This window comes from Kitasatospora sp. CB01950 (assembly GCF_001905465.1).
Lineage (GTDB): Bacteria > Actinomycetota > Actinomycetes > Streptomycetales > Streptomycetaceae > Kitasatospora.
Window position 1 is genome coordinate 44816 of the sequence record NZ_LISX01000016.1, and the last position, 23527, is coordinate 68342.

16 protein-coding genes are annotated in these 23527 nt (G+C 73.7%); 4 read left to right on the forward strand and 12 right to left on the reverse strand.

Translation table 11 applies throughout. The features are described 5' to 3' along the window. From AMK19_RS29680 to AMK19_RS29710, 7 genes are all read right to left on the reverse strand, one after another. Positions 1 to 852, reverse strand: coding sequence for a S1 family peptidase (locus AMK19_RS29680; RefSeq protein ID WP_083647478.1), 852 nt, complete (start codon positions 850 to 852; stop codon positions 1 to 3). Positions 853 to 1057: 205 nt separating this feature from the next. Further along, positions 1058 to 2680 (reverse strand): RNA polymerase sigma factor, encoded by a 1623-nt coding sequence (locus AMK19_RS29685; RefSeq protein ID WP_073817461.1) that lies wholly within the window; start codon positions 2678 to 2680, stop codon positions 1058 to 1060. Between the two features lie 435 nt (positions 2681 to 3115). Beyond that, positions 3116 to 3988, reverse strand: coding sequence for a FadR/GntR family transcriptional regulator (locus tag AMK19_RS29690; protein WP_073817465.1), 873 nt, complete (start codon positions 3986 to 3988; stop codon positions 3116 to 3118). A 273-nt stretch (positions 3989 to 4261) separates the two neighbouring features. Then, positions 4262 to 5122, reverse strand: a complete 861-nt coding sequence (locus tag AMK19_RS29695) for a hypothetical protein (protein WP_143200464.1) — start codon at positions 5120 to 5122, stop codon at positions 4262 to 4264. Next, a complete protein-coding gene (locus AMK19_RS38305) occupies positions 5115 to 6734 on the reverse strand; it encodes an ATP-binding cassette domain-containing protein (protein ID WP_073817473.1) in 1620 nt (539 codons plus the stop codon). The genes AMK19_RS29695 and AMK19_RS38305 overlap by 8 nt, the downstream gene beginning before the upstream one ends. A 250-nt stretch (positions 6735 to 6984) precedes the next feature. Continuing rightward, complete coding sequence (locus AMK19_RS29705; protein ID WP_073817478.1) at positions 6985 to 7743, reverse strand: NUDIX hydrolase; 759 nt, start codon at positions 7741 to 7743, stop codon at positions 6985 to 6987. A 147-nt stretch (positions 7744 to 7890) separates the two neighbouring features. Continuing rightward, positions 7891 to 10353, reverse strand: coding sequence for an amylo-alpha-1,6-glucosidase (locus AMK19_RS29710; protein WP_241844646.1), 2463 nt, complete (start codon positions 10351 to 10353; stop codon positions 7891 to 7893). An 897-nt stretch (positions 10354 to 11250) separates the two neighbouring features. Between AMK19_RS29710 and AMK19_RS29715 the strand changes: the two genes are divergently transcribed. Then, a complete protein-coding gene (locus tag AMK19_RS29715; protein WP_073817482.1) occupies positions 11251 to 12564 on the forward strand; it encodes an alpha/beta fold hydrolase in 1314 nt (437 codons plus the stop codon). Between the two features lie 37 nt (positions 12565 to 12601). Here the strand turns inward: AMK19_RS29715 and AMK19_RS29720 are convergent, their stop codons facing one another. Next, positions 12602 to 14077, reverse strand: coding sequence for a DUF4192 domain-containing protein (locus AMK19_RS29720; protein ID WP_073817486.1), 1476 nt, complete (start codon positions 14075 to 14077; stop codon positions 12602 to 12604). A 207-nt stretch (positions 14078 to 14284) separates the two neighbouring features. On the opposite strand from AMK19_RS29720, the gene AMK19_RS29725 reads away from it, so the two are divergent. After that, positions 14285 to 16480: a RecQ family ATP-dependent DNA helicase gene (locus tag AMK19_RS29725; protein ID WP_073817489.1), complete on the forward strand. Its 2196-nt coding sequence runs from the start codon at positions 14285 to 14287 to the stop codon at positions 16478 to 16480. 304 nt (positions 16481 to 16784) lie between these two features. Continuing rightward, complete coding sequence (locus AMK19_RS29730; protein WP_073817493.1) at positions 16785 to 17465, forward strand: hypothetical protein; 681 nt, start codon at positions 16785 to 16787, stop codon at positions 17463 to 17465. Between the two features lie 173 nt (positions 17466 to 17638). On the opposite strand, the gene AMK19_RS29735 is transcribed toward AMK19_RS29730, so the two are convergent. From AMK19_RS29735 to AMK19_RS29745, 3 genes are all read right to left on the reverse strand, one after another. Then, positions 17639 to 18160, reverse strand: coding sequence for a hypothetical protein (locus AMK19_RS29735; protein WP_338015824.1), 522 nt, complete (start codon positions 18158 to 18160; stop codon positions 17639 to 17641). Between the two features lie 349 nt (positions 18161 to 18509). Further along, on the reverse strand, positions 18510 to 19193 hold the full coding sequence (locus AMK19_RS29740) for a ribonuclease HII (RefSeq protein ID WP_073817501.1): 684 nt from the start codon (positions 19191 to 19193) through the stop codon (positions 18510 to 18512). 233 nt (positions 19194 to 19426) lie between these two features. Continuing rightward, positions 19427 to 20050, reverse strand: coding sequence for a TetR/AcrR family transcriptional regulator (locus AMK19_RS29745; protein WP_073817504.1), 624 nt, complete (start codon positions 20048 to 20050; stop codon positions 19427 to 19429). 143 nt (positions 20051 to 20193) lie between these two features. Between AMK19_RS29745 and AMK19_RS29750 the strand changes: the two genes are divergently transcribed. Continuing rightward, on the forward strand, positions 20194 to 21747 hold the full coding sequence (locus tag AMK19_RS29750) for an MFS transporter (RefSeq protein ID WP_443135054.1): 1554 nt from the start codon (positions 20194 to 20196) through the stop codon (positions 21745 to 21747). Between the two features lie 134 nt (positions 21748 to 21881). Here AMK19_RS29750 and AMK19_RS29755 read toward each other — a convergent pair whose 3' ends face one another. Then, positions 21882 to 23426: a DUF4153 domain-containing protein gene (locus AMK19_RS29755; RefSeq protein ID WP_073817513.1), complete on the reverse strand. Its 1545-nt coding sequence runs from the start codon at positions 23424 to 23426 to the stop codon at positions 21882 to 21884. Positions 23427 to 23527 lie beyond the last annotated feature (101 nt).

The following is a 23527-nucleotide window of genomic DNA, read 5'->3' on the forward strand; positions in this document are numbered from 1 at the left end:
TCACAGCACGTTCTGCACGGACTCCGCGACCGCGGAGATCCGGGTGTAGACCCCCGGGTGCTCGGCCTCCGCACACCCGGCGCCCCAGGACACCAGGCCGGCCAGCCGCCCGCCCACCACCAGCGGACCGCCGCTGTCGCCCTGGCAGGCGTCCTTGCCGCCCCGGTCCTCCCCGGCGCACACCATGCTGCGCGCGTCGTACGCGCTGTCCGGCCCGCCCGGGTAGGCGTGCCCGCAGGCGGCGTCCGAGATGATCGGCACCGTCACCTGCCGCAGCGTGTTCGAGTACGTTCCGTTGCCTCGGGTGTCGCCCCAGCCGAACACCGTCGCCGGAGTGCCCACCGCGTACGGCGGGTTCTCGCCCGGGCCGACCATTTCCAGCAGCTGCCGGTCGTTCTGCGGCTCGGCCAGCGTGAGCACCGCCACGTCCCGGCTGTTCGCGGCGAAGCTGTAGCCCGGCTCGATCCACACCCCGTCGACCGCCACCTCCTTCCCCGCGCTGCCCCGCAGGTCGTCCCGCCCGACGATGACCCGCAGCGCGGGCCGCTGGGTCGGCCGGCCGGTGGTCTCGTCGTAGAAGCAGTGCGCGGCCGTCACCACCTTCGTCGGCGTGACCAGCGCCCCGCCGCAGAACTGCCCGGAGCGGGACGAGCCGAACTGCGGACGGCTGGACAGCGCCACCATCCACGGGTGGTCGCCCGTGCTGGTGCCCGTTCCCCCCACGATCCGCCGCTGCGCGGCAGCCGGAGCGGCCGCCCCCAGCGCGACCAGCGGGACGGGCAGAGCGGCCACGGCGACGAGTGCGACCGCCCGACGGCGGCGCCGGGGCGCGGGCGGGTCCAGGAAGGGCACCGGGTTCTCCAGGGGTTTCGGCGTGCGGACGGGAATGCGCTGGGGCGTCGTCGCACCGCTCGGAATGGGGCAACCTGCCCAGCGTAGTCACCTGCTTACCCACCGTGCCGCCCCAGCCCACGCCGTCCACTCCATCGGGCGACGTCCGGACATGCGAACGGGCCCCTCCGCCGGTGGCGAAGGGGCCCGTCCAGGTGGCGAACTGTCAGTCCAGGTAGTCGCGCAGCACCTGCGAACGCGACGGGTGGCGCAGCTTCGACATGGTCTTGGACTCGATCTGGCGGATGCGCTCGCGCGTCACGCCGTAGACCTTGCCGATCTCGTCCAGCGTCTTCGGCTGACCGTCGGTCAGGCCGAAGCGCATCGAGACCACGCCCGCCTCGCGCTCGGAGAGGGTGTCCAGCACCGAGTGCAGCTGCTCCTGGAGCAGGGTGAAGGAGACCGCGTCGGCCGGGACGACCGCCTCGGAGTCCTCGATCAGGTCACCGAACTCGCTGTCGCCGTCCTCGCCGAGCGGGGTGTGCAGCGAGATCGGCTCACGGCCGTACTTCTGGACCTCGATGACCTTCTCCGGGGTCATGTCGAGTTCCTTGGCCAGCTCCTCCGGGGTGGGCTCGCGGCCCAGGTCCTGGAGCATCTGGCGCTGCACGCGGGCGAGCTTGTTGATGACCTCGACCATGTGCACCGGGATGCGGATGGTGCGGGCCTGGTCGGCCATGGCGCGGGTGATCGCCTGCCGGATCCACCAGGTCGCGTAGGTGGAGAACTTGTAGCCCTTGGTGTAGTCGAACTTCTCGACCGCACGGATCAGACCGAGGTTGCCCTCCTGGATCAGGTCCAGGAACAGCATGCCGCGGCCGGTGTAGCGCTTGGCCAGCGAGACCACCAGGCGGAGGTTGGCCTCCAGCAGGTGGTTCTTGGCGCGGCGGCCGTCCTCGGCGATGATCTCCAGCTCGCGCTTGAGCTTCGGGGCGAGCTTGTCGGCCTGGCTCAGCTTGTCCTCGGCGAACAGGCCGGCCTCGATCCGCTTTGCGAGCTCGACCTCCTGTTCGGCGTTGAGCAGCGGGACCTTGCCGATCTGCTTCAGGTAGTCCTTGACCGGGTCGGCGGTGGCGCCGGCCACCGCGACCTGCTGCGCCGGGGCGTCGTCCTCGTCGTCGTCGGAGAGCACGAAGCCCTGGTCCGACTCCTCCTCGGGGCCTTCTTCCTTGCCGTCACTGGGCAGAGCCACGTCTTCGAGGAGCTCTTCCCCGCCGACCATGTCCTCGTCGCCCTTGGCGCCGGCCTTGCCGGCCGCAGCGGTCTTCTTGGCGGCGGTCTTCTTCGCGGGGGCGGCGGCCTTCTTGGCCACCGCCTTCTTCGCCGGGGCGGCCTTCTTGGCGACCGTGCGGGCCTCGGCGAGACCGATGGTCTCGACGACGGTGACCTCACTGGTCGTCACGGCGGCGGCCACGGCCACGGTCGGGGCGGGCGCGCCGGGGGCGATCCGCACCGGGGGCTTGGTCTGGGCGACCGGCGTGCGGGTGGTGACCGCCTTGGTCGCAGTGCGCTTGGTGGTGCTCTTGGCCGCGACGCTCTTGCGCTTGGCGCCGGCCGGCTCGGCCGCGCTGACCATCAGCTCCACCCCCTCCTCAATCAGCACCTGGTTGAGGCTGCGCATGACGTTCTTCCACTTGGTGACCGGGATCTGGTCCGCCTCGAACGCGTGGCGCACGTCGTCACCGGCGATCTGCCCCTGGGCCTTGCCCCGCTCGATGAGCGCCAGCAGTGCCGCGGACTCGGCGATCTCGGGGGGAAGCGAACGGGATGTGCTGGCCGACACGAACAACCTCTCGGACGATGAGTGGACGATCCCGCACCGACCACCCGAGCGACTCGGGTGGGTGGACGATGATCGGGGTCTGCAGGACGGCAGCAGCGCCGCGCACCAACACAGCCATCTGGCCTGTGGTGGTTATTCCGGAGCTGCTTCCGCTCCGTACACATCGCTGCCGCCACTCAAGTGTTACGCATGCCCGTCGTGGCGCCCGTCACACCACCCGGCGGCCGGTACCGGCTGCCCCCGGGCGGCCTATCGGCGACCGGCTCCACGAGGCGTTCGCACCGGGCCGGCACGGGCCTCCGACGGTGCGTCCGGGGCCTCCGACGGTGTGTCCGGGGCAACTGTGTGGGACGCGACACGCCGATGGCCCCCCGGCTGCGGGTGGAGCAGCAGAAGGGCCATCCGTTTCGGAACGGGCGGGGCTGGACTCGGCCGGACCGCTCAGTGCTCCCGCGGGGCCGGAACGGCGTGCTCGACGTCCGGGTGAACGGTGAGCAGCGCGCGGACGGCGGCCTCGGCGGCGGTGCCGTCCCCGGTGCCGAGCGCGTCGACCAGCCGGCTGTGCAGGCCGACCGAGGTCTCGGACGGGCGCTCGCAGGTGGTGCCGGCGCCGCCGGACACCTGGAGGGCGCCCGCCACGATCCCGGACAGGTGCTCCAGCATCCGGTTCCCCGCCATCTGCAGCACCAGGCTGTGCAGCTCGGCGTCGGCGCGGGCGTAGCTGACCAGGTCGCCCTGGCTGCCGGCCTGGGCCATGATCTCGGTCAGCTCGGCCAGCCGGTGCTGGACGTCCTCCCGGCCGTGGCCGGCGGCGAGGCGGGCGGCCAGCGGCTCGATCGCCCAGCGCAGCTCGAACAGCTCGCGGCGCTGCTCGTCGCGCTGCGGGCCGAACGCGCGCCACTCGATGATGTCGGGGTCCAGCAGGTTCCAGTCGCTGACCGGGCGGACCCGGGTGCCGACGTTCGGCCGGGCCGAGACCAGGCCCTTGGCCTCCAGCACCCGGAGCGACTCGCGCACCACGGTGCGGGAGACCTCGAAGCGCTGGCCGATCTCCTCCGGCACCAGCGGGCGGTCGGCGCCCAGGTCTCCGGAGACGATCATCTGGCCGAGCTGCTGGACCAGCTGGCCGTGCAGGCCGCGGCCGCGGCTGCTGGTGGTCTTCCGGCCGGCCCGGGCGAGGTCGTGCTCCGCCCCCTCCCAGCGGGGGGCGGGCGGCATCGGGCGGTCGGCGTACGGGAAACGGTCCAGCTCGGAGGCGGAGATCGACTCGGCCTGGCGAGCGGCGGTCACGGTGGGGTGCGCAAGGGTACTCACGCCATCCTTTGTCGGCGATCGGCGGGGCCGTCTTGAGCATTCTCCTGAAAAGCACACGAAAGGGTGATCGGCCGCGTCTGGATAATTGACTTCTTATCAGCAAGAAATGCGCATATCGGTCATCCCGGCGCGGATTCAACTGCCATTCCGGACACCGCTTCGACCGGGCTCCGCGAGGTCCGCGGGGGTCCACGGGGGTCCGCGCGGAGACGGGACCGGCTCGACTGTCGGGTCCTCAGCCCCGGGTGCCGAAGGGGCCGACAGCCGTGGGGGTTACAACGCGCGACGACGGAGCTGGGCCACCAGCACGGCCAGCACCAGCAGGGCGGCCGGGGCCAGCAGGGCGGCGATCACCATGCCGTCCAACGCCGCCGCCGTCCGGTCGGCCGCCACCCGCACCACGTTCAGGCCGTACTGGAAGGGCAGCAACTCCCGTATCCACACCGGCCAGTTGAGGCCGAGGCGGTGCAGCAGCAGACCCGCGGTGGGTTCCAGCAGGGCGGGCGTCGCGCCGGTGAGCAGCACTCCGACGAGGGCGCTGCGCACCAGGGCCGTCAGCAGCAGGCCCGCCCAGCCGCCGGCCACCGCCAACGCCAGGTACGCCGGGAGCGGGCGACCGACCCCGCCCACCGCGAACGGCCCCGCCGCCGGGGCGGGTGCCAGGCCCGGAAGGGCGGTCAGCTCCGCGGGGTGCGGGAGGGACAGCAGCGCCGAGGCGTCCACCGCGGCGGGCAGCGCGAACCGGACCACCAGGGTGTTCACCGCGAGCGTCAGCACCGCCAGCAGGACCGCCGACGCACCGACCACCAGCAGTTTCGCCAGCAGCGCGCCGAACCGGCGGACCGGGTTGACCCGGGACGCGGCCAGCCCCGGCCAGCGCATCTCGTTGCTGTACACCAGCGCGCCGAGCACCGCCGCACCCAGCGCCGTCAGCGGGAGCGGCAGCCACGGGGCCACGCCCGCCATCGCGCGCACCGCGCCCGTCGCCGTCAACTCCCCTGCCGGGAAACGGCGGGCCGACACCGCGGCCAGCGCCGCGTTCAGCAGCAGCACCGCCGCGACCACCACCCACGTGGAGCGCACCCCGCGCAGCCGACGCACCTCACAAGCCACCAAGCGCACGGTCTCACTCACTCCCGTTCTCATCACCGACGGCACGCCTGCGCACCGCACTCGCCCCGCCCTCGCCCGCCACCGCCTGCGCCCGGCCTGCCACCGGACCTGCCACCGACCCTGCGTGGCCCGTCTGGCCGAATTGCCCTGCCGAGCGCAACTCGGTGGCGTGGACGGGCCGAAGGCGTACCTGCGACCCGTCCTGGTCCGACGCCGGGGCCGGTGTCGGAGCGCGTCCGGAGGTCCGGCCTGGAGTGGGTGCGTGGCCGACTCCCGCGATCCGGGCGGGAGTCAGCAGCTCCGCGTCGGTCGGATTGGCGGCCAGCTGCTCGGCATCGATCACAACCGGCTTGGGCTCAGCGGGAGTTGGGGCGGGCACGGAGGCAATGTCGGCGGACGGCCGACCGAGCGCGGAGGCGCCGCGGGGCGTCCGCCGGGTGAGGTCGACGGCGGGGGCCTCGGGCGGGGCCGACGGGGCGGGCCGGGCCGACTGGTCGGGCGCGAGGGCGGCGGCGGCCCAGCGGCCGGCCTGTAGGGCACGGTGTCCGCGGGCACGGTGCTCGACGGTCCGCTCGTCGGTCCGCTTGTCGGACCGCTCGTCGGACCGCTCGTCGCCGGGGGCGGCGGCCGGGCGGCCGACCGTGGCGGTCCGCTGGGCGACGGGGAGTTGCTCACCGGCGTTCCGCTCGCCGGCGAGCTGACGGACCGTCCGGATCACCACCTCGCCGGAGTGGCCCGAGCCGCTGGGCAGGGCGGCCGGGAACGAGAGCGGACGCTGCATCACCCGGTCGGCCAGCTCGTGCAGCAGGACGCCGTTGCGGTAGGCGAGTTCGCCGATCTCGGTGCGACCGATGCCGCTCACCGCGATGCCGACGCCGCTCTCCCGGCGGACCTGCGCGCCCTGGGCGACCAGCAGGTCCGCGAGGCGGGCCATCTGCGGGCCCCGGACCAGGACTTCGGGGTGCAGCCGGGTGCGGCGGAACTCCACGACGGGCTGGTCGGCGGCCAGTCGGCCCGCGTCCAGGGTGACCACCCGGTCGGCGAGCGCGGCGGCCTCCTCCGGGCTGCGGGTGGACACCAGCACGGTGCCGCCGGTCAGCGCGAAGGACCGCAGGAAGCCGTGCAGCCACTCCTCGCTGCGCGGGGACAGGCCCTCGGCCGGGGCGTCCAGCAGCAGCGTCGTGGGGTCGCCGAGCAGCGCGGCGGCCAGGGCGAGGCGGCGGTGCATTCCGGGCGAGAAGGTGCTGATCCGGTGGTCGGCGACAGGGGCGAGGCGGACCTGTTCCATCAGGTCGTCGGCCCGCCGCGTCGGGACGCCGACCGCCCCCGCCAGCATCCGCAGGTGCGCCCGGGCCCGCTGGCCCGGATGTCCCGCCTCGGGCCTGCCGGAGGAGAACAGCACGCCGATCTCCCGCTCCGGACGCCGGATCCGCCGATAAGTGCGCCCGTCGAACAGGGTGAGGCCGTGGCCGCGTTCGAGTTCCACCATCAGCCGGAACGCGGTGGACTTGCCCGCCCCCTCGCCCCCGAGCAGCGTGGTGATCATCCCTGGACGGGCGTCGAAGGTCAGGTCCAGGACCGCCGGGGGGTGGCCCCTCCGGTACGTCTTGGTCAGTCCGGTGATCTGGATCATCGCCGCCCGCTCCCTCGCCCGCCGACAGGCCGGCGTTCGTCCGCCATGCCTGAGCCAGCACAGTAGGACGCGGAAGCGGTGAAACCAGGCATTCCGGATGGATCGTGGACGGTGTTAGCGCCGAGCTCACCCGAACAGGGGACAGCGCTCTCACGCCACTGACGCCTCCCCCACGAACCCTCCGAGCCCTCGACCCCTGGCGAGCCCCCGAGCCCTCGAGCTCAGCGCTCAGCGCGCATGGCTCACGGGCTCACGCTTCGGGACGGAGCATCGGCGGGTTGAGCACGGTGGCCCCGCCGGCGGTGAACAGCTGGGCGGGACGGCCGCCCTGACGGGTCGTCGTGCCGCCGGAGGGCAGCAGGAAGCCGGGGGTGCCGGTGACCTTGCGGTGGAAGTTCCGTGGGTCCAGCACCACGCCCCACACCGCCTCGTACACCCGGCGCAGCTCGCCGACGGTGAACTCCGGCGGGCAGAAGGCCGTCGCCAGCGAGGAGTACTCGATCTTCGACCTGGCCCGCTCCACGCCGTCCGCCAGGATCTGCCCGTGGTCGAAGGCCAGCAGCTCGCCGTCGTTCCGGTCCTCGCCGAACAGTTCACTGACCGGCGCCCACCGGGCGCTGCTCGCGTCGCCGCCCGCGCGGGGCGAGGGCAGGTCGGGAGCGAGCACCAAGTACGCGACGCTCACCACCCGCATCCGCGGGTCGCGCTGCGGGTGCCCGTAGGTGGCCAGCTGCTCCAGGTGCGCACCGAACGGGTTCTGCCCGGCCAGCACCTGGCCCGGCGCGGACTGTGCCCGCAGCCCCGTCTCCTCCGCCAGCTCCCGGGACGCCGCCTCGGCCAGACCCTCGTCGGGCCGCACAAACCCACCGGGCAGCGCCCAGTAGCCCTGGAACGGTGCCTCGCCACGCTTCACCAGCAGGGCGCACAACTCATGGTCGCGCACCGTCAGCACCACCAGGTCAACCGTGACTGCGAACGGGGGGAAGGCCGACGGGTCATAACGCGACATGCCGCCGATCTTAGTCGTCTCTCTGACGATAATCACAGACCACGAACCTTTTCCGGCCTCCTTCGCCGCCTCTCCCGCCGCCTCCGGCCCACTCCCTTCCCGTTTCCTTCCCTTCGCCTTCCCGCCTGCCGTGCCGCCTGCGGGCGGTCAGCTGGCGGTCAGTTGCAGGAACGAGGGCGCCTCCTCGACCACCGCGACACCGATCCGGCTGACCCGGACCGAGAACGGCTCCCCGGCCACCCGCAGGCCCGTCAGTTCCAGGGCGCCCAGGGGTGCGGTGGTCGCCGGGTGGGTGGCCACCCGCCCTGACGGGACGTCCGGCCTGACGCCGGCCAGCGAGAGCACCAGGTGAACCGCTGCGGCCGCCGACATCGCGGCCGGACGGCAGGCCGCCGGGTGCGGCACCGGTGGGCAGTCGGCGACCTTCTGCTCGCCCGCGTACATCTCCGGCAGCCGGTACTCGAAGTGCGCCGACGCCTCCAGCAGGCCTTCGAGCAGGATCTCGGCCTCCCGCTCGAACCCGGCGTCCACCAATCCGCTCACCGCGAGCGCGGTCTCCTGCACCCGCACCACGCCGCTGCGGTGCCCCAGCGGGTTGAACCGCGGGGACTTCGCGCTCAACGTCCGCAGGCCCCACCCGCAGTCGAGTTCGGGCGTCACCAGCCGTTGTGCGAGCAACCTGGTCTGCTCCCGGTCGAGCAGGCCCTCGTGCAGTTCGCCCTCGGCGGCCAGGCCGACGTCGAACAGGTGGACCAGGGTGGAGGCGAAGGCCGGCACCGGCCGGTCCGGCGCCAGCAGTGCGGCCGCCGGACGGCCGCCCGACAGGTCGTCGATCCAGAACTGCTCGCGGAACCGTTCCCTCAACTCGGCCGCCCAGGCCCGCCACTCGGCTGCTCCGGGGCGGTCGAACGCCTCCAGCAGGTCCGCTCCCTGGAGCGCCGCGCGGTGTGCCTGCGCCTGGACCTCACACCGGGCCGGACTCGGCCGCACGACCCGCTCCTCCGCCGTCCGCCCGAGGTCGGTGACGAACCCGACCGGACCGTCCGGCCCCTCCGCCACCGCGGCGCGCAGCGCCCCGAGGGCACGCTCCGCGGCCGGGAGCAGCTCGGCGACCTCGGCCCGGGGCATGCCCCAACGCCAGGCCTCCGCCAGCACGGTGACGAACAGCAGGGTCGCTTCCGTGGCCGTGCAACTCGCCGGCAGCTCGGGGCCGCCGTGCCGCAGCGGCCCGGGGATCACGCCGTCCATCGCCTGCGCCGGCGACCCGCTCTCGGTGCCGGCGGCCGACGGGTTGCCCGCGCTCTGGGCCGCAGTGGGCGGCGCTGCCGGAGCACCGCCGGTGCCACCTGCCGCCGACGGGCCCGCGGCCTGCAACGGGCCGGTCGTCGACGGGCTCGACGCACCGTCGGCAGGGCCGCCCTCGGCCGGGCGGGCGGTGCCTGCCCCTGCCCCTGCCCCTGCCGGTGGCTGGGGCGCGAGGTGCTGGCGGCGGGCCGTCGCGCGGAGCGTTCCGGCCGCGAGCCGGGTGCCGAGCGGCAGCGTCATCCTGGCCGCCCAGAGCGCGTCCGCAGCGGTGAGGCCGAAACGCCAGGGTGCACCCGACGCGGTGTAGAGGTCGGTCGGACGGTCCGCGTCCGCGAGCAGCAGCCCGCTCAGCGTGTCCAGGGCGCGGCCGACGAGGCGTGCGGCGCGGCGGTCGTCGGCCCGGACCTCCGGCTCGGACCACGGCAGTGGCACACCCGGGCCGCGCCCCGTCGGCGGACGTCCGGTCGACGGGGCCTCCAGCTCGACCTGCAGGTCCACGGACCAACGGGCCCCGGGCTGGACCTCCAAGTCCCATCGGAGCACGCCCGCGCCGGCCAGTACCGCGTGCGGGGAGGGGCGGGCGCTGACGGTGGCCGCGCGCCCCTGCCCGGCCCAGCGCAGGCCCGAGGACTGGACCTGGCCCGGCAGGTCGGGCGAGCGTCGGCCCGCCGCGATCTCGGTGAGCTGGCCCAGGTCGGTACCGAGGGCGATCTCCAGCGGGAGGCGGGCTGGGCGGGCGCCGGTGTTCCGGACTGTCACCGTCTCTGCGCCGTCGGCGTGCCGCAGCCGTTCGACCGTCAGCGCCGGATCCGGATCGAGATCACCCGGCACTCGGACCGAGCCGACGAAGCGCGCCGCCGCCGCAGACGTCAGGGTGCCCTGGAGCGGCACCGGTTCCATGCCGCCGAGCCGCAGCTCCATCCGGGCCAGGGCGCGTACCCCGTGCCGGAAGAAGCCGTGCAGGCTCTGGCCGCGGAGCTGCCCGTCCGGGCCGGAGGTCGCCATACTCGGGGCGTTGACGCACAGGATGTCGTGCGCCGCCGAGGGCTGCGGCCGTGGGGCCACCGCCGGACCCGGCTGCCGGCCCGCCGCGGGAGCGGCCGCACCGGCCACCTGCTCCGACCGCACGCCCACCCCACCGCGCCCGGCTGCCGTCGCACCCGGTGCCGGCGCGCCGGGGCCCGGCCGGGTCGGGGTGCCGTACGGCGGGGTCGGAGTGCCGTAGGGCGGGGTGGCTCCCGGCGCGTAGGGCGTGGGCGTGGTGAGCGTGCCGTACGGCGGCGTGGCCCCCGGCGGGTGCGGCACGGGTGTGCCGTACGGGAGTGTGGCGAGCGGGGCCCCGTGCTGCTGGGCGGTCCCGGCGAGCGGTGTGCCGTGCGCCGGGGTGCCGGGCGCTTGGACCCCGGCCGTCTGGGCACCGGGAACGGCCGTGCCTGCCCCGGGCGTTCCGGAGGCGTGGCCGGTGGGTACCGGGGCGCCGGTGGGCGTGCCGAACGGGGGTGTGGCCTGGCGGGGGTACGGCGGGCCGGCCAGGTGTGGGGGAACAGCGGGAGCCGAGGCTCCGGTCGGCACCGGATCGCCGCCCGGTGCGGGCGGGTTGGCGGGTGGCAGCGGTTGGGACGCTGCTTGGGGTGGCCTTGACTCGGTCACCAGGCTCTCCTCCCCTCGACCGGCCGACGGCTGCGGGCTCGGCCGGCCGCGAGCGTGCTCGATCGCGGACTGTGCTGCTCTGCCGCCGGAACACGCGGCTCCGACCTGGGCGGGACCGGATCGCCGGTGCTCCGCCCCGGCCGGGGTGGTGGCCCGGTCCGGACGCCAAGGCCGCCCGTGGCCCGGTCGCGCCGGGTCGAGCGACACGTGACCGGTGCCCGGTGCGGTCGCCCTGGCCGCCGGCCCGGCTGTGCCGGTTCGGGTGATGGCGTTCCGCAGGTTGAACGCAGCACACCTGCCCCAGGTCACGCCCGTCCGGCGGACCTCCGGTCGAATGCGGCCACGCGCCGTCGGTCCTTCGGCGGTCTGCGGCCGACACCCGGGGTGCCCGCTGTGTCGTGGCGCCGTTCGGGGTTCTCCGCATGTGGCGGACGCCCCCCGGCGGCTCCTGTCCGCCGTCAGGATACGGTGCGAGCACGATGCCGGAACCATCGGTGACCTCGGTGACCGGCCACGCAACCAGCCTGTGACCTGCTCATACCTAGGAGTTGCATGTCCTCCCCCAGCCGCATCCCCGGGATCGTCACCACGGACCACGTCTTCCGGGTGCCGTTGGACCACGGAGCTCCGGGCGGCGAGGCGATCAAGGTCTACGCCCGCGAGGTGGTGGCCGCCGGACGCGAGCACGACGAGCTTCCGTGGCTGCTGTACCTGCAGGGCGGTCCGGGCGGCAAGGCCAACCGGCCGCTGGGCCGGGACGGTTGGCTGGACCGGGCGCTCGACGACCACCGAGTGCTGCTGCTCGACCAGCGCGGCACCGGCCGATCCACCCCCGCCAACCGGCAGACCCTGGCCCGTCGCGGCGACGCCCGCTGCCAGGCCGACTACCTGGCGCATTTTCGCGCCGACTCGATCGTCCGGGACGCCGAGCTGATCCGCCGCCAGCTGCTGGGCGAGGACGGCCGGTGGAGCCTGCTGGGGCAGAGCTTCGGCGGCTTCTGCACCCTCACCTACCTCTCGCTGGCCCCGGAGGGCCTGCGAGAAGCGTTCGTCACCGGTGGGCTGGCCGGTCTCCGCCGTTCGGCGGACGAGGTCTACCGCGCGGCGTACCCGCGCGTCGCCCGCAAGAACGCCGGGCACTACGCGCGGTTCCCCCAGGACGTGGCGGCGGTACGGCGAATCGCGGCGCACCTGATCGAGCGGCCCGCGCCCCTGCCGGACGGCGGGGTGCTCACTGTCGAGGCGTTCCAGGCGCTGGGCATGATGCTGGGCAGCGGCACCGGCTCCTACGTCCTGCACTACCTGCTGGAGGAGGCCTGGGTGGAGGGACCGGACGGGCCGGAACTCTCCGACACCTTCCTGGCAGGGGCGCAGTCCCACCTGTCCTTCGCCCACGGGCCGCTGTACGCCGTGCTGCACGAGTCGATCTACGGGCAGCGCTCGGTCGACTCCGGAACCACCGACTGGTCGGCGGAGCGGGTGCGCAAGGAGTTTCCGGAGTTCGACGCCGTGGCGGCGCTCGCCGGGGACGGGCCGGTGCTGCTCACCGGCGAGATGATCTACCCCTGGATGTTCGAGACCGACCCGTCGCTGCGACCGCTGCGCGAGGCGGCGCAGCTGCTGGCCGAGCGCACCGACTGGCCCGACCTGTACGACCCGCAGCGCCTGGCTGCGAACCAGGTACCGGTGTACGCGGCGGTGTACCACGACGACATGTACGTGGACACGGCGCACTCGCTGGAGACCGCGGACGCGGTGGCCGGCCTGCGGACGTGGATCACCAACGAGTGGGAGCACGACGGCGTCCGGGTGAGCGGCCGCCGGGTGCTGGCCCGTCTGATGGGGATGGCCCGCGGCGAGATCTAGCCGCTCGCCGCGCGGGCGGGAGATGAACGTACGCATGTCAGCCTCCGGTGGACTGCCGGTGTCGAGGGTCCCCGCAGCGGGGCCTGGGGATCAGGGGCGGCACGGCCCTGAGACGGCACGGTCGGCGCTCGCGGCCGAGGCGGCGGACGGCGGCTGACACGGCGTCGGCCGAGGCTGTCGGCCGACCGCCGGCTGGGCTGCCGTCCTCGCCGGGCTCGGAGCCGACCGGCCCGGGCTCGGAACACGCCCGCTCCGCCCCGGCTTCGCTCCGCCCGGCCCCGGAGTCCTGCGCCGGATCGGCATCGGCGCGGGGCGCGGGCACGGGCGGGGCGGCAGGCCCCCGCGAGGAACCGCCGGGCGGCGGGAGCTCGGGGTGTCGCCGGATCCCGGCCCGGCGCAGCCGGCCGGCGCGTTCGCTCCGAACCACCCGGAGCAGGGCCTCCGGGGCGATGCCGGCGTTCAGCGATTCGTAGAGCAGTTGGGCCAGGGTGTAGCCCGGGTCGAGCTCCAGTGCCCTGGCCAGCACGACCCGTGCCGTGGCGGGGTCGTCGGCCAGCCAGGACGTCCAGGCCAGCAGGGTCATCGGCGGGGCGGCGAGGTGCTCGAACGGGTCGACGCAGCGTTGGACGAGGTACCGCCAGAGCTTCTGGGCCGCGGCGAGTTCGTGCGGTTCGACGTATTCGGCGGCGCGGTCGCGGCCGAGTTTGTCCTGCAGGCCGATCAGGATGCGGGCCGTCCGTCTGGTGTCGAGCTCCCGGGCGCCGCTGCGGAACTCGGCCATCGCGCTGGCAAGCAGCTCGTCGGTGCGCTCGACTGCCGTATGGCGGCCGTCGGGACCGGCCAGCTCGCGGATGAACGGCGGCCCGGCATCCTCCAGCGCGCGGCGCTGCACCTCGCAGAGCGGCGGGCCCACCGGGGCCAGGCCGGACACGATCGCCCTGCGGCTGCCCCTCGGGGCGAGGCCCGCGAAGGTGGCCGCGACGGCAAGTGGGCTGGGCTGGTGGGCGGCACGGACCGGAGTGCCGTCCGGCGGACAGCAGTCGACTCCGGTGCACAGGAAGGACCACCAGTGGCCGGCGGAGACGCAGAGTGCCTCCTTGACGATCACCTGCTCGTCCTGGAAGGCCCGGACGAGTGCGGCCGCCAGCGGGCGGAGCTCCGCCAGCACGGCCTGTCCTCCCTCCGGCCCGGGCGTGCCCTCGTCGGGATCCCGGCACAGGTACAGCAGCACTTGGGCGGGGCGGCGGTCGCGCTGTTCGGACAGCTCGATCAGCAGCCGGGCGGATTCTTCGGCGGTCCGCTCCCAGGACTCCGGATCCGCCGGGATGTCGATCCGGATCACCCCGCCCTGGTCGAGCGCGGGGCCCTGCAGGCCCACCGCGACGATGCTGTCGTCGGGGAAGAAACCCAGCAGGTAGGGGAGCATCTCCGCCATGTCGGCGGGGCCGCGCAGCCGGACCGGGAGGTGGCCGGGGCGCGGGGAGGGCTTGGTGGTGCGGTCGTCTGCGGTCATGGCGGAAAGACTGGACCCGATTCCGCCACCACCGCGGATATTTCGCTCACCCTGTGGATAAACCGGGGGGTTCAGCATCAGCTACCCCTAATGGCGGACAATTCCGGCCCGAACGGCCCCATTTGGCGGCATATCAACCGACAAGATCCGGGTTATCCACAGCCTGCCATTCGCGGTCCGTCCGTGAAGCACGGTATCCATGACCTCATGCAGACGCGCGAACTCCACCCGACCACTCCAGCCGACCGCGAAGCCGTCCGGGCTGCCGCGGAAGCCGTGCTGCACAGCCTCGCCGGACCCGCCGCGACGCTGCGCGAGGACCAGTGGAAGGCCATCGAGGCCCTGGTGGTGGACAGTCGCCGCGCCCTGGTGGTGCAGCGCACCGGTTGGGGCAAGTCCGCTGTCTACTTCATCGCCACGGCGCTGCTCCGGCAGCGCGGCGCCGGCCCGACGGTGATCGTCTCCCCGCTGCTGGCGCTGATGCGCAATCAGGTCGAATCGGCCGCCCGGGCGGGCATCCACGCCCGGACGATCAACTCGGCCAACCCGGAGGAGTGGGAGGAGATCCAGCAGGAGGTCGCCGACGGCCGGGTCGATGTCCTGCTGGTCAGCCCGGAGCGGCTCAACAACCCCGACTTCCGCGACCACGTGCTGCCCAAGCTCGCCGCCTCCACCGGCCTGCTGGTGGTGGACGAGGCGCACTGCATCTCCGACTGGGGCCACGACTTCCGGCCCGACTACCGGCGGCTGCGCACCATGCTCGCCGAGCTCTCCCCCGGCGTCCCGGTGCTGGCGACCACCGCGACGGCCAACGCCCGCGTCACCGCGGATGTCGCGGAGCAGCTCGGCACCGGCGTCGGTGACGCGCAGGCCCTGGTGCTGCGCGGCCCGCTGGACCGGGAGAGTCTCAGCCTCTCGGTGCTGTCGCTGCCCGACCCGGCGCACCGGCTGGCGTGGCTCGCCGACCACCTGGCCGACCTCCCCGGCTCCGGCATCATCTACACCCTGACGGTCGCCGCCGCCGAGGAGGTCACCGAGTTCCTGCGCGAGCGCGGCTATCCGGTCGCCTCCTACTCCGGCCGGACGGAGGACGCCGAACGCCGCGAGGCCGAGGCGGCCCTGCTGGCCAACCGGGTCAAGGCCCTGGTCGCCACCTCCGCACTCGGCATGGGCTTCGACAAACCGGATCTCGGCTTCGTGGTCCACCTCGGCTCGCCGAGCTCCCCGATCGCCTACTACCAGCAGGTCGGCCGAGCCGGCCGTGGCGTCGACCGCGCCGAGGTGCTGCTGCTCCCCGGTCGGGAGGACGAGGCGATCTGGCGGTACTTCGCCTCGATCGGCTTCCCCGCCGAGGAGCAGGTCCGCCGGACGCTGGCCGCGCTGGCCGAAGCCGGCCGACCGCTCTCCACGGCGGCCCTGGAGACCTCCGTCGACCTCCGCCGCAGCCGGTTGGAGACCATGCTCAAGGTGCTCGACGTGGACGGCGCGGTCCGCCGGGTGCGGGGCGGCTGGGAGTCCACCGGTCGGCCGTGGCAGTACGACGCCGAGCGGTACGCAAAGGTCTCCAAGGCCCGCGCGGCCGAGCAGCAGGCGATGCGGGACTACATCGCGACCGAGGGCTGCCGGATGGAGTTCCTCCGACGCCAGCTCGACGACCCGGAGGCGGCGCCCTGCGGGCGCTGCGACCGGTGCGCCCGGGCCCAGCACTCCACCGAGGTGTCCGCCGAGGCCACCGGTGCGGCCCGCGCCGCCCTCGGCCGCCCCGGCGTCTCCTTCGAGACCAGGCGGATGTGGCCGACCGGCATGGAGTCCCTCGGCATCCCGCTGCGGGGGCGCATCCCGGCCACCCAGCAGGCCGAGCCGGGGCGCGCCCTCGGCAGGCTCTCCGACATCGGCTGGGGCACTCGGCTGCGCGCGCTGCTCGACGAGCGCGCCCCGGACGGCCCGCTGCCGCGCGAGGTGCTGGACGCCGTGGTCGGCGTGGTGGCGGACTGGGCACGCGGCCCGGGCGGCTGGGCGGGCCCGGCCGGTCCGGACGGCACCCGACTGGAGCGCCCGATCGGCGTGGTCGCCCTGGACTCCGCGACTCGACCACAGCTGGTGTCGGACCTCGCCGGTGGCATCGCCTCGATCGGCCGGATGCCGCTGCTCGGCCGAGTCGGATACGCCACTGGGGAACCCCCGCACGGGCCGCGCAGCAACAGCGCCCAGCGGCTGCGCTCGGTCGCCGGAACACTCGCGCTCTCCCCGGGTCTGGCCGACACCCTGGCCGCGACTCCCGGCCCGGTCCTGCTGGTCGACGACCTGGTCGATTCGGGTTGGACGCTGACGGTCGCGGCCCGCCTGCTCCGCCAGGCCGGCGCCACGGCGGTGCTCCCCCTCGTCCTGGCCGTCCGGGGGTGAGGGCGATGCGATCCGACTCACCGGCCGTCCGGGCCTGCGGGCGTCCCCGGATGCCGGGCCCCGTTCACCGGACGGCTTCCGCCCGTACGCGCCTCGCTCACCGGAGGGTCAGCCGAATGGCCCTGCGACGGGCCGGGGACATGTCGGGCAATTAGGCCGGTTCCGGGCGGGCTTTGTCATTTCATCATTGCCGCTCGGTTGCTCGCGCCCGAGAATTGGAAGGTATCCAACGCCCGGTCCGTCGGACCCGGCCTTCGGCGTACGCCCGCGCACCCTCGGGAGCGCGGGCACGGGAAGGAGGATCGTGATCAATGGCATCGACCAAGGTCCTTCCCAATACGACGGCCGCCGGACCATCACCCTGCAGGAGTGGGAGCGCCTCGATGTGCCCCTCCTTCACGCACCCCGGGAGTTCGTCACCGAGCTTCACCAGCGGCACCTCCCGCAGCCCGGCACCACAGTGGTGGCGGTGCTCGACCCCGGGCACCGGGTCGTGGCTTCGGCGTCCTTCGGCGTGCGCCCGCAGTTCAGCGACGGCTGGGACCACCGCAACGCGCTGCTCGGCCACCTCCGCCGAGTCACCCCGCACGACCTGAAGCGGATATCCCCGAGCCGCACCGCCGTCCTGTTGCGCTGCCGCGACGGCAGGCCGGACTGGAACGAGCAGGACGGGGCCTGGATGTGGGCACTGCGCGCCGCCGCCGAACTGCACGGACTGCGCTGCGGCTCGTACCTGACGCTCACCCCGGCCGGTTGGCTGTCGCTCGGCGACGGCCGGCACGGGCGCAACCCGCACTCCGGATCGTGGGCCCTCGGCCCGATCCACACCGTCACCGAACTGCCGCCGCGCACTCCGCCGGGCACCGGGCCCGAACGAGCTGCACCGACGGAGCCACCGGTCGCCCCGGTCACCTCGCTGGACACGGTCCGCGCCCTGGAGAGCGGCCGTGACAGCCGGACGATCCGCCGAACTGCCGCCCGCTGAACGGTCGTCCACCCACGACAACCCGCACACCGAAGCGACAGATCGACCGGTCGGCCGACTGACCGACCCGGCACCTCGCAGCCCCAACCCCGTTGCACCGGAACAGTATCGGCGCACGGCAAGGCCCCGGCTCCGCCCGTGGGCGGAGCCGGACCGGTGCGACGAACCGGCGGTCAGGCGAACAGCGGGGCGACGATGTCCGTCTCGCCGCAGACCACCAGCAGCTTCGCGGCCCGCTCCAGCGCCTTGCGCGCCGCAGCGGCCGCCCGCTCCGCATGGTTCTCGTTGACCACCAGCACCACCACGTCACGGCGCAGCGTCCGGTTCGTGGCGGCGTCGGCGTAGAACACGTCGCTGCTGTCGGCGAGTTGAGCCCAGTAGTGCTCCTCGCCGAAGCTGCGCTCGTGGTCCTGCCAGGGGTGCGCGGCACCGACCGTCAGGACCAGCACGTCGCCGGGGCGACGGCCGGACTCCAGCAGCGCGTCGACTGCTTCCTCGGCCCGGTCGAGGGCCTCGGTCGCGGCGACAGGCAGGAGTTGGACGGTCGGCCGGCCGGGGCGCGGCGCGGGGCCGGGCTTGGGCCGGGGTGCGGGCCGCTGACCGGGAATCGGGCGGTCCGCGCGGGGCGGAACGGGGCGCGGCGGGCCGGGGCGAGGGCCCGGGACCTGAGCGGCAACGGCGGTGGAGGAAGGCATACGGGGGGCGGGTGCGTCCGACTTGTGAGGAAGGGGAACGCCGGGGCCCGGGATCGTCTCGTGAATCTCCGGCTCCTCGGGGAAGACAGGCATACCCGGATTCCTATCAAATGCCGGTCGGATGCGCACGGGCACCCCACCACTTGAAAGTCCGGCCGTTCGTGCACGGGCATGCAACAGCGCCCGAGCGACGGGTGGATGAATGATGACGAACCGTCAGAAACAGCGGATTTGGCAGCCCCCAGGACTCCCAGGGGTCGCTCGAAAGTCATGGCGAACCATCGGATTGTTCGACTGCGTGAGGGCGCGTTTCCGCCCCGAGGGCGCGTCGCGCGGCGCCGAGGGGCGCTCAGAATCCGAGCGAGAGCTGTTCGCCGGTGTCGGCCGAAGTGCGCTGCCGCTTGAGGTGGCTCCAGCGCGGCAGGGCGTCCATGTACGCCCAGGACAGGCGGTGGTGCTCGGTCGGGCCGAGCTCCTCCAGCGCCGCGCGGTGGGTCGGCGAGGGGTATCCGGCGTTCTCCTCGAACGCGAACGCCGGGTGGTCCACGCCGAGTTCGGCCATCAGCGTATCCCGTCGGACCTTGGCCAGCACGGAGGCGGCGGAGACGCAGACGCACGACTGGTCGCCCTTGATCACCGTGCGGACCCGCCACGGGCCGCCCAGGTAGTCGTGCTTGCCGTCCAGGATCACCGCGTCGGGCTGCACCGGCAGCGCCTCCAGGGCGCGGACGGCGGCCAGCCGCAGCGCGGCGGTCATGCCGAGGTCGTCGCACTCCCGGGGCGAGGCGGCGCCGATCGCGTAGGCGGTCACCCAGTCCTCCAGGATCGGGACGAGCGCCTCCCGGCGCCGCTCGGTGAGCAGCTTTGAGTCGGTGAGGCCCTCCGGGGGGCGGCGCAGCCCGGTGACGGCGGCGCCGACCATGACCGGTCCGGCCCAGGCCCCGCGGCCCACCTCGTCCAGCCCGACCACCAGGCGGGCTCCGGCCCGGCGCAGGGAGCGCTCGACCGAGTGGGTCGGGGGGTCGTACGGCATCGGGGTTCCTTCGCTGGACAGGGCTTCGACCGAGCCCGCGCCCGAGGGCGCTCCCGGCTCCTTTCAGCGTACGCCGCCACCCGGACAGTCCAACCCGCCCAGCCTGCCCGGACAGCCCTCCCGGCCCGCCCGCTCGACCCGCCCGCTCGACCCGCCCGCTCGACCTACCCAGCCTGCCCGAGCACCCCGCCGCGCCGGAGGCCGACCCGCACCGGGGCTCGCCCCGCGCAGCGCTACGGCCGGATCATCGGCAGCAGCACCTGTTCGAGCAGGTCCTCGCCGAACTCCTCGTCGAACGCCCCCGCGCAGAACTTGGCCCGGTACAGCAGCATCGCCGGCATCACATCGGCGACCGTCGCCACCGCGGCGCCGCGGCGGACGTCTCCCCGGGCCTCGCCGCGCCGGAGGATGCCGAGGATGCCGCCGGTGGTCGGCTCGACCACCCGCTCGTGCAGGAAGCCCTTGAAGAACTCGGCGCGCTCGTGGTCGAGTTCGCCCATCAGGCTCCGGACGGCGGCACCGATCCGGGAGTTCAGCACCACGATGTAGCCCTGGACGACGTGCCGCAGTTCGGCCTCCGCGGAGCCGAGGTCGGGGATGTCGGCGGGCGGCGGCATGGCGGCGACCAGGGCGTCCATCACCAGGTCGGCCTTGGAGGCCCAGCGCCGGTAGAGCGCGGCCTTGCCGGTCTGCGCAGCGCCGGCCACGCCCTCCATCGTCATCCGGGCGAACCCGCCGGACGTGAGCTGGTCGAGCGCGGCCTCGAGGATCGCGGTCTCCAGCGCCTTGCCACGCCTGCGCAGCGGGGCTCCCTCCGCGGGGCCGTCGGCCGATCGTCGCAGGTCCGGCTGATCCATCGTCATCCACCCTAAAAAACGGTTGCGTTCACTATCGGCGCCGCCTAATGTCCCCCACAGTGAACGGCACCGTTCACTATTCGCACCATCGAGCACTTTACCGAGCCAGCAACCGATAGCAGTAGCCGGCAGGGGGCACAACAGTGGCTATCTCCGACATGCTCAGCAAGTCGGCTCCGGCGGGGGCCGGTCGCGACCAGCGCAAGGGCATCACGCTCACGGTCATCGCGGCCACACAGCTCATGGTCGTCCTCGACGCGACCATCGTGAACATCGCGCTTCCGCACATCCAGGACGCGTTGAAATTCTCCACCACCAACCTGTCCTGGGTGATCAACGCCTACACCCTGACGTTCGGCGGCCTGCTGCTGCTGGGCGGCCGGGCCGGCGACATCCTCGGCCGCCGCCGGGTGTTCGTCGTGGGCGTGCTGCTGTTCGGCCTGGCCTCGTTGCTCGGCGGTTTCGCGCAGAACGGCGGCATGCTGCTCGCCGCCCGTGCGCTGCAGGGCATCGGCGGCGCGATCTGTTCGCCGACGGCGTTCGCGCTGATCGCCACCAACTTCCGGGAGGGGCCGGAGCGGAACCGGGCCTTCGGCGTCTTCTCGGCGGTGGCCGGGTCGGGCGCGGCGATAGGCCTGCTGGCCGGCGGTGTGCTCACGGAGTACCTGAACTGGCGCTGGGTGTTCTTCGTGAACGTGCCGATCGCCGTGCTGATCGCCGTCGCCGCGCCGCGCTGGATCAGCGAGTCCGAACGGCGCCCGGGCGCTTTCGACCTGCCCGGTGCCCTCACCTCCACCGTCGGCCTGCTCAGCCTGGTGTTCGGGTTCATCCACGCCGCGGATCCGAAGGCCGGCTGGGGCAACGGCGTGACGATCGCCTCGTTCGCCGTCGGCGCGGCCCTGCTGGTCGCGTTCACGGTCATCGAGCAGCGCACCGCGCAACCGATCACCCCGCTGCGGCTGCTGCGGAGCCGCAACCGCGCCGGCGGCCTGATCATGATGCTCTGCCTGACGGCGGCCATGTTCGGCATCTTCTTCTACGTCACGCTCTTCGTTCAGCGCGTGCTCGGCTACAGCGCGCTCAAGGCGGGTGTGGCCTTCCTGCCGATCAGCGCCGCGATCATCGTCGCCGCGCAGCTCGCCTCAGCCCTCCAGACCAGGTTCGGGCCCAAGCCGTTCCTCGCCACCGGCAGCGTCCTGGTGACGGTCGGGCTGAGCTGGCTGACCCGGACGGACGTGCACAGCAGCTACCCGCTGGGCGTGCTCGGCCCGACGGTCACCTTCGGCTTCGGCATGGGCCTGATATTCGTCCCGGTGATGCTGATGGCGGTCTCCGGGGTCGCGGCACACGAGACGGGCGCCGCCTCGGGCCTGCTCAACTCGGTGCAGCAGATCGGCGGTTCGGTCGGCCTGTCGATACTCACCACGGTCTTCGCCAAGGCCGCCACCTCCGAGGGCAACCGCCGACAGCCGGACTTCCTCGCCCACGCAGGCCCGGCCGAGCTGCAGTACGCCCAGCAGCATCAGGCCTTCCCGCCCGGCAGCACGTGGGCCGACGAGGTGCTGGCGTACGCCGTCTCGCACGCCTTCGTGGTGGGCGTGGCGTTCTCGGTGGCCGCGCTGCTGTCCGCGCTGTTCGTGGTCAAGGCGAAGGCCTCGGACCTGCCCGCCGAGGCCCCTGCCGGAATGGCGATATGACGCCCCGCCGAGCGGGCTGACACACCCGGAGGGTGGAGGCGGGACCCCACCCTCCCCCACCCTCCGCCAGCAACCAGCAACCAGCAACCAGCAGCAGCCGACCGCCAACGGCCGGCCGCCGCCGGAGCCAACGGTCAGCGGTACTCGCTCCGCCCGTCGAGCAGTCCGGCCCGCCGGCAGGCCTGGCCGCCGTCCCAGGTCACCGGGTGCGCCGCGAGGATCTCCCGGGCGCGGGCCTCGGCCCGGCTGATGGCGTACCAGGAGGGCGCGGGCTCGTTCGCCAGCTCGGCGGCGATGGGCTGGAGGGCACAGGTGCGCAGGTCGTCGGGCAGCCGGTCGAGGGCGGGCACGGCGTCGACGGAGAGGCCGCGCAGGTAGTTGATGTCGAGGTGGGCCGCAGAGGTGCGGTAGCGGTCGACGTTCTGCTCGGCGATCAGCCCGTCGGTCCGCAGCAGGCCGAACAGTGCCACGGCGAGGGCGGCGCTGAGCACCACCGCACGGGGCAGCCAGCGTCGGGTGGAGAGCACCGAACCGAACAGCACCATCAGGAAGACCAGCCCGAGCCAGATCTCCACGGCGGCGACGTTGACCCTCAGGCGGGTGAGTCCGAAGGCATCCATGTACAGGCTCATGCGGACCAAGGCGGTGCCGACCACGACGAGGGTGAGGGTGCAGAGCATGCCGAGCATCACCTTGACCAGCCGCCGGTCCCCCGGAGTGCTGCGCGGCGCCCAGTACTTGGCGAGCGCGACGACCAGGAGGGTGAGCACGGCGATCCAGAGCAGTTGCCAGAAGCCTTGGCGGGCGTACGCGGCGGGGGTCATCCCGGTGCGGCGCATGATCGAGCCGTGGCCGCCGATCAGCACCACCAGCTGTACCACCACGAAGGTGCCGAACAGCAGGTTCATCACCGCCAGCGGCATCGCCCACTCCAGGCGTCCGCGTTCCTTGCCGGCGGACGTCCTGGTGCGGTCCCAGCGGCGCGGGGCGGCGGCGGTGTGCGCGGCGCCCAGCGCCAGTACCGCTCCGCCGACGAAGAACACGAAGCGCAGCGGGGTCTCCCCCGGCTCCACCGAGGGGACGAGGTGGCCCAGCAGGTCGGCGACGGTGGAGTCGGCGCCGGCGAACAGCGCGCCGAAGACCACCAGCAGCAGCAGCGAGACCCCGGCGGCCTTCACCACCTGTCCGAGGCGTGCCTTGGCCGGAAAGCGGCGGTCCTTCAGCGCCCGGAAACCCCAGGCGAGTCCGGGCAAGAAGTGCGCCCAGAGTCCTATCGATCCCATCGCGACGCCGACCCAGCGGGTGCCGCCGTGCAGGGTGAGCGAGCCGACGCAGATCGCGGCGATCACGGCGAGCGTCGCCGCCCCGCCCGAGCCGCTGACGGCCGGCACCAGGCAGAGCAGCAGCGCGGCCACGGCGAAGGTCAGGTGCCAGGGCTTGATCCGCCGCCCGGTGCCCAGCGCGGTCATCGCCGCACCGACGGCGGCCGCGAGGGCGCAGAGCAGCAGGTTGACGCCGATCCCGTCACCGAGCACGGCCGCGCTGACCAGCCCGGACACACCCGCCGCCGCCAGCACCCGCAGCCTGGCGGGCGCGGCGGCCCGGGCCTTGCTGGGCCGCAGCCACTCCGGTTCGGGCAGCGGCTGCTGCGGCCGGTACTGGTACGGGTTGGCACCCACCGGGCCCGCCGGGCCGGCCGGGCCCGCCGGTCCCGCCGGTCCCGACGCAGCGCCCCCCACCGGCGTCCCCTTCCCGAACGCCCCCGGCCGCGCAGCCGTCC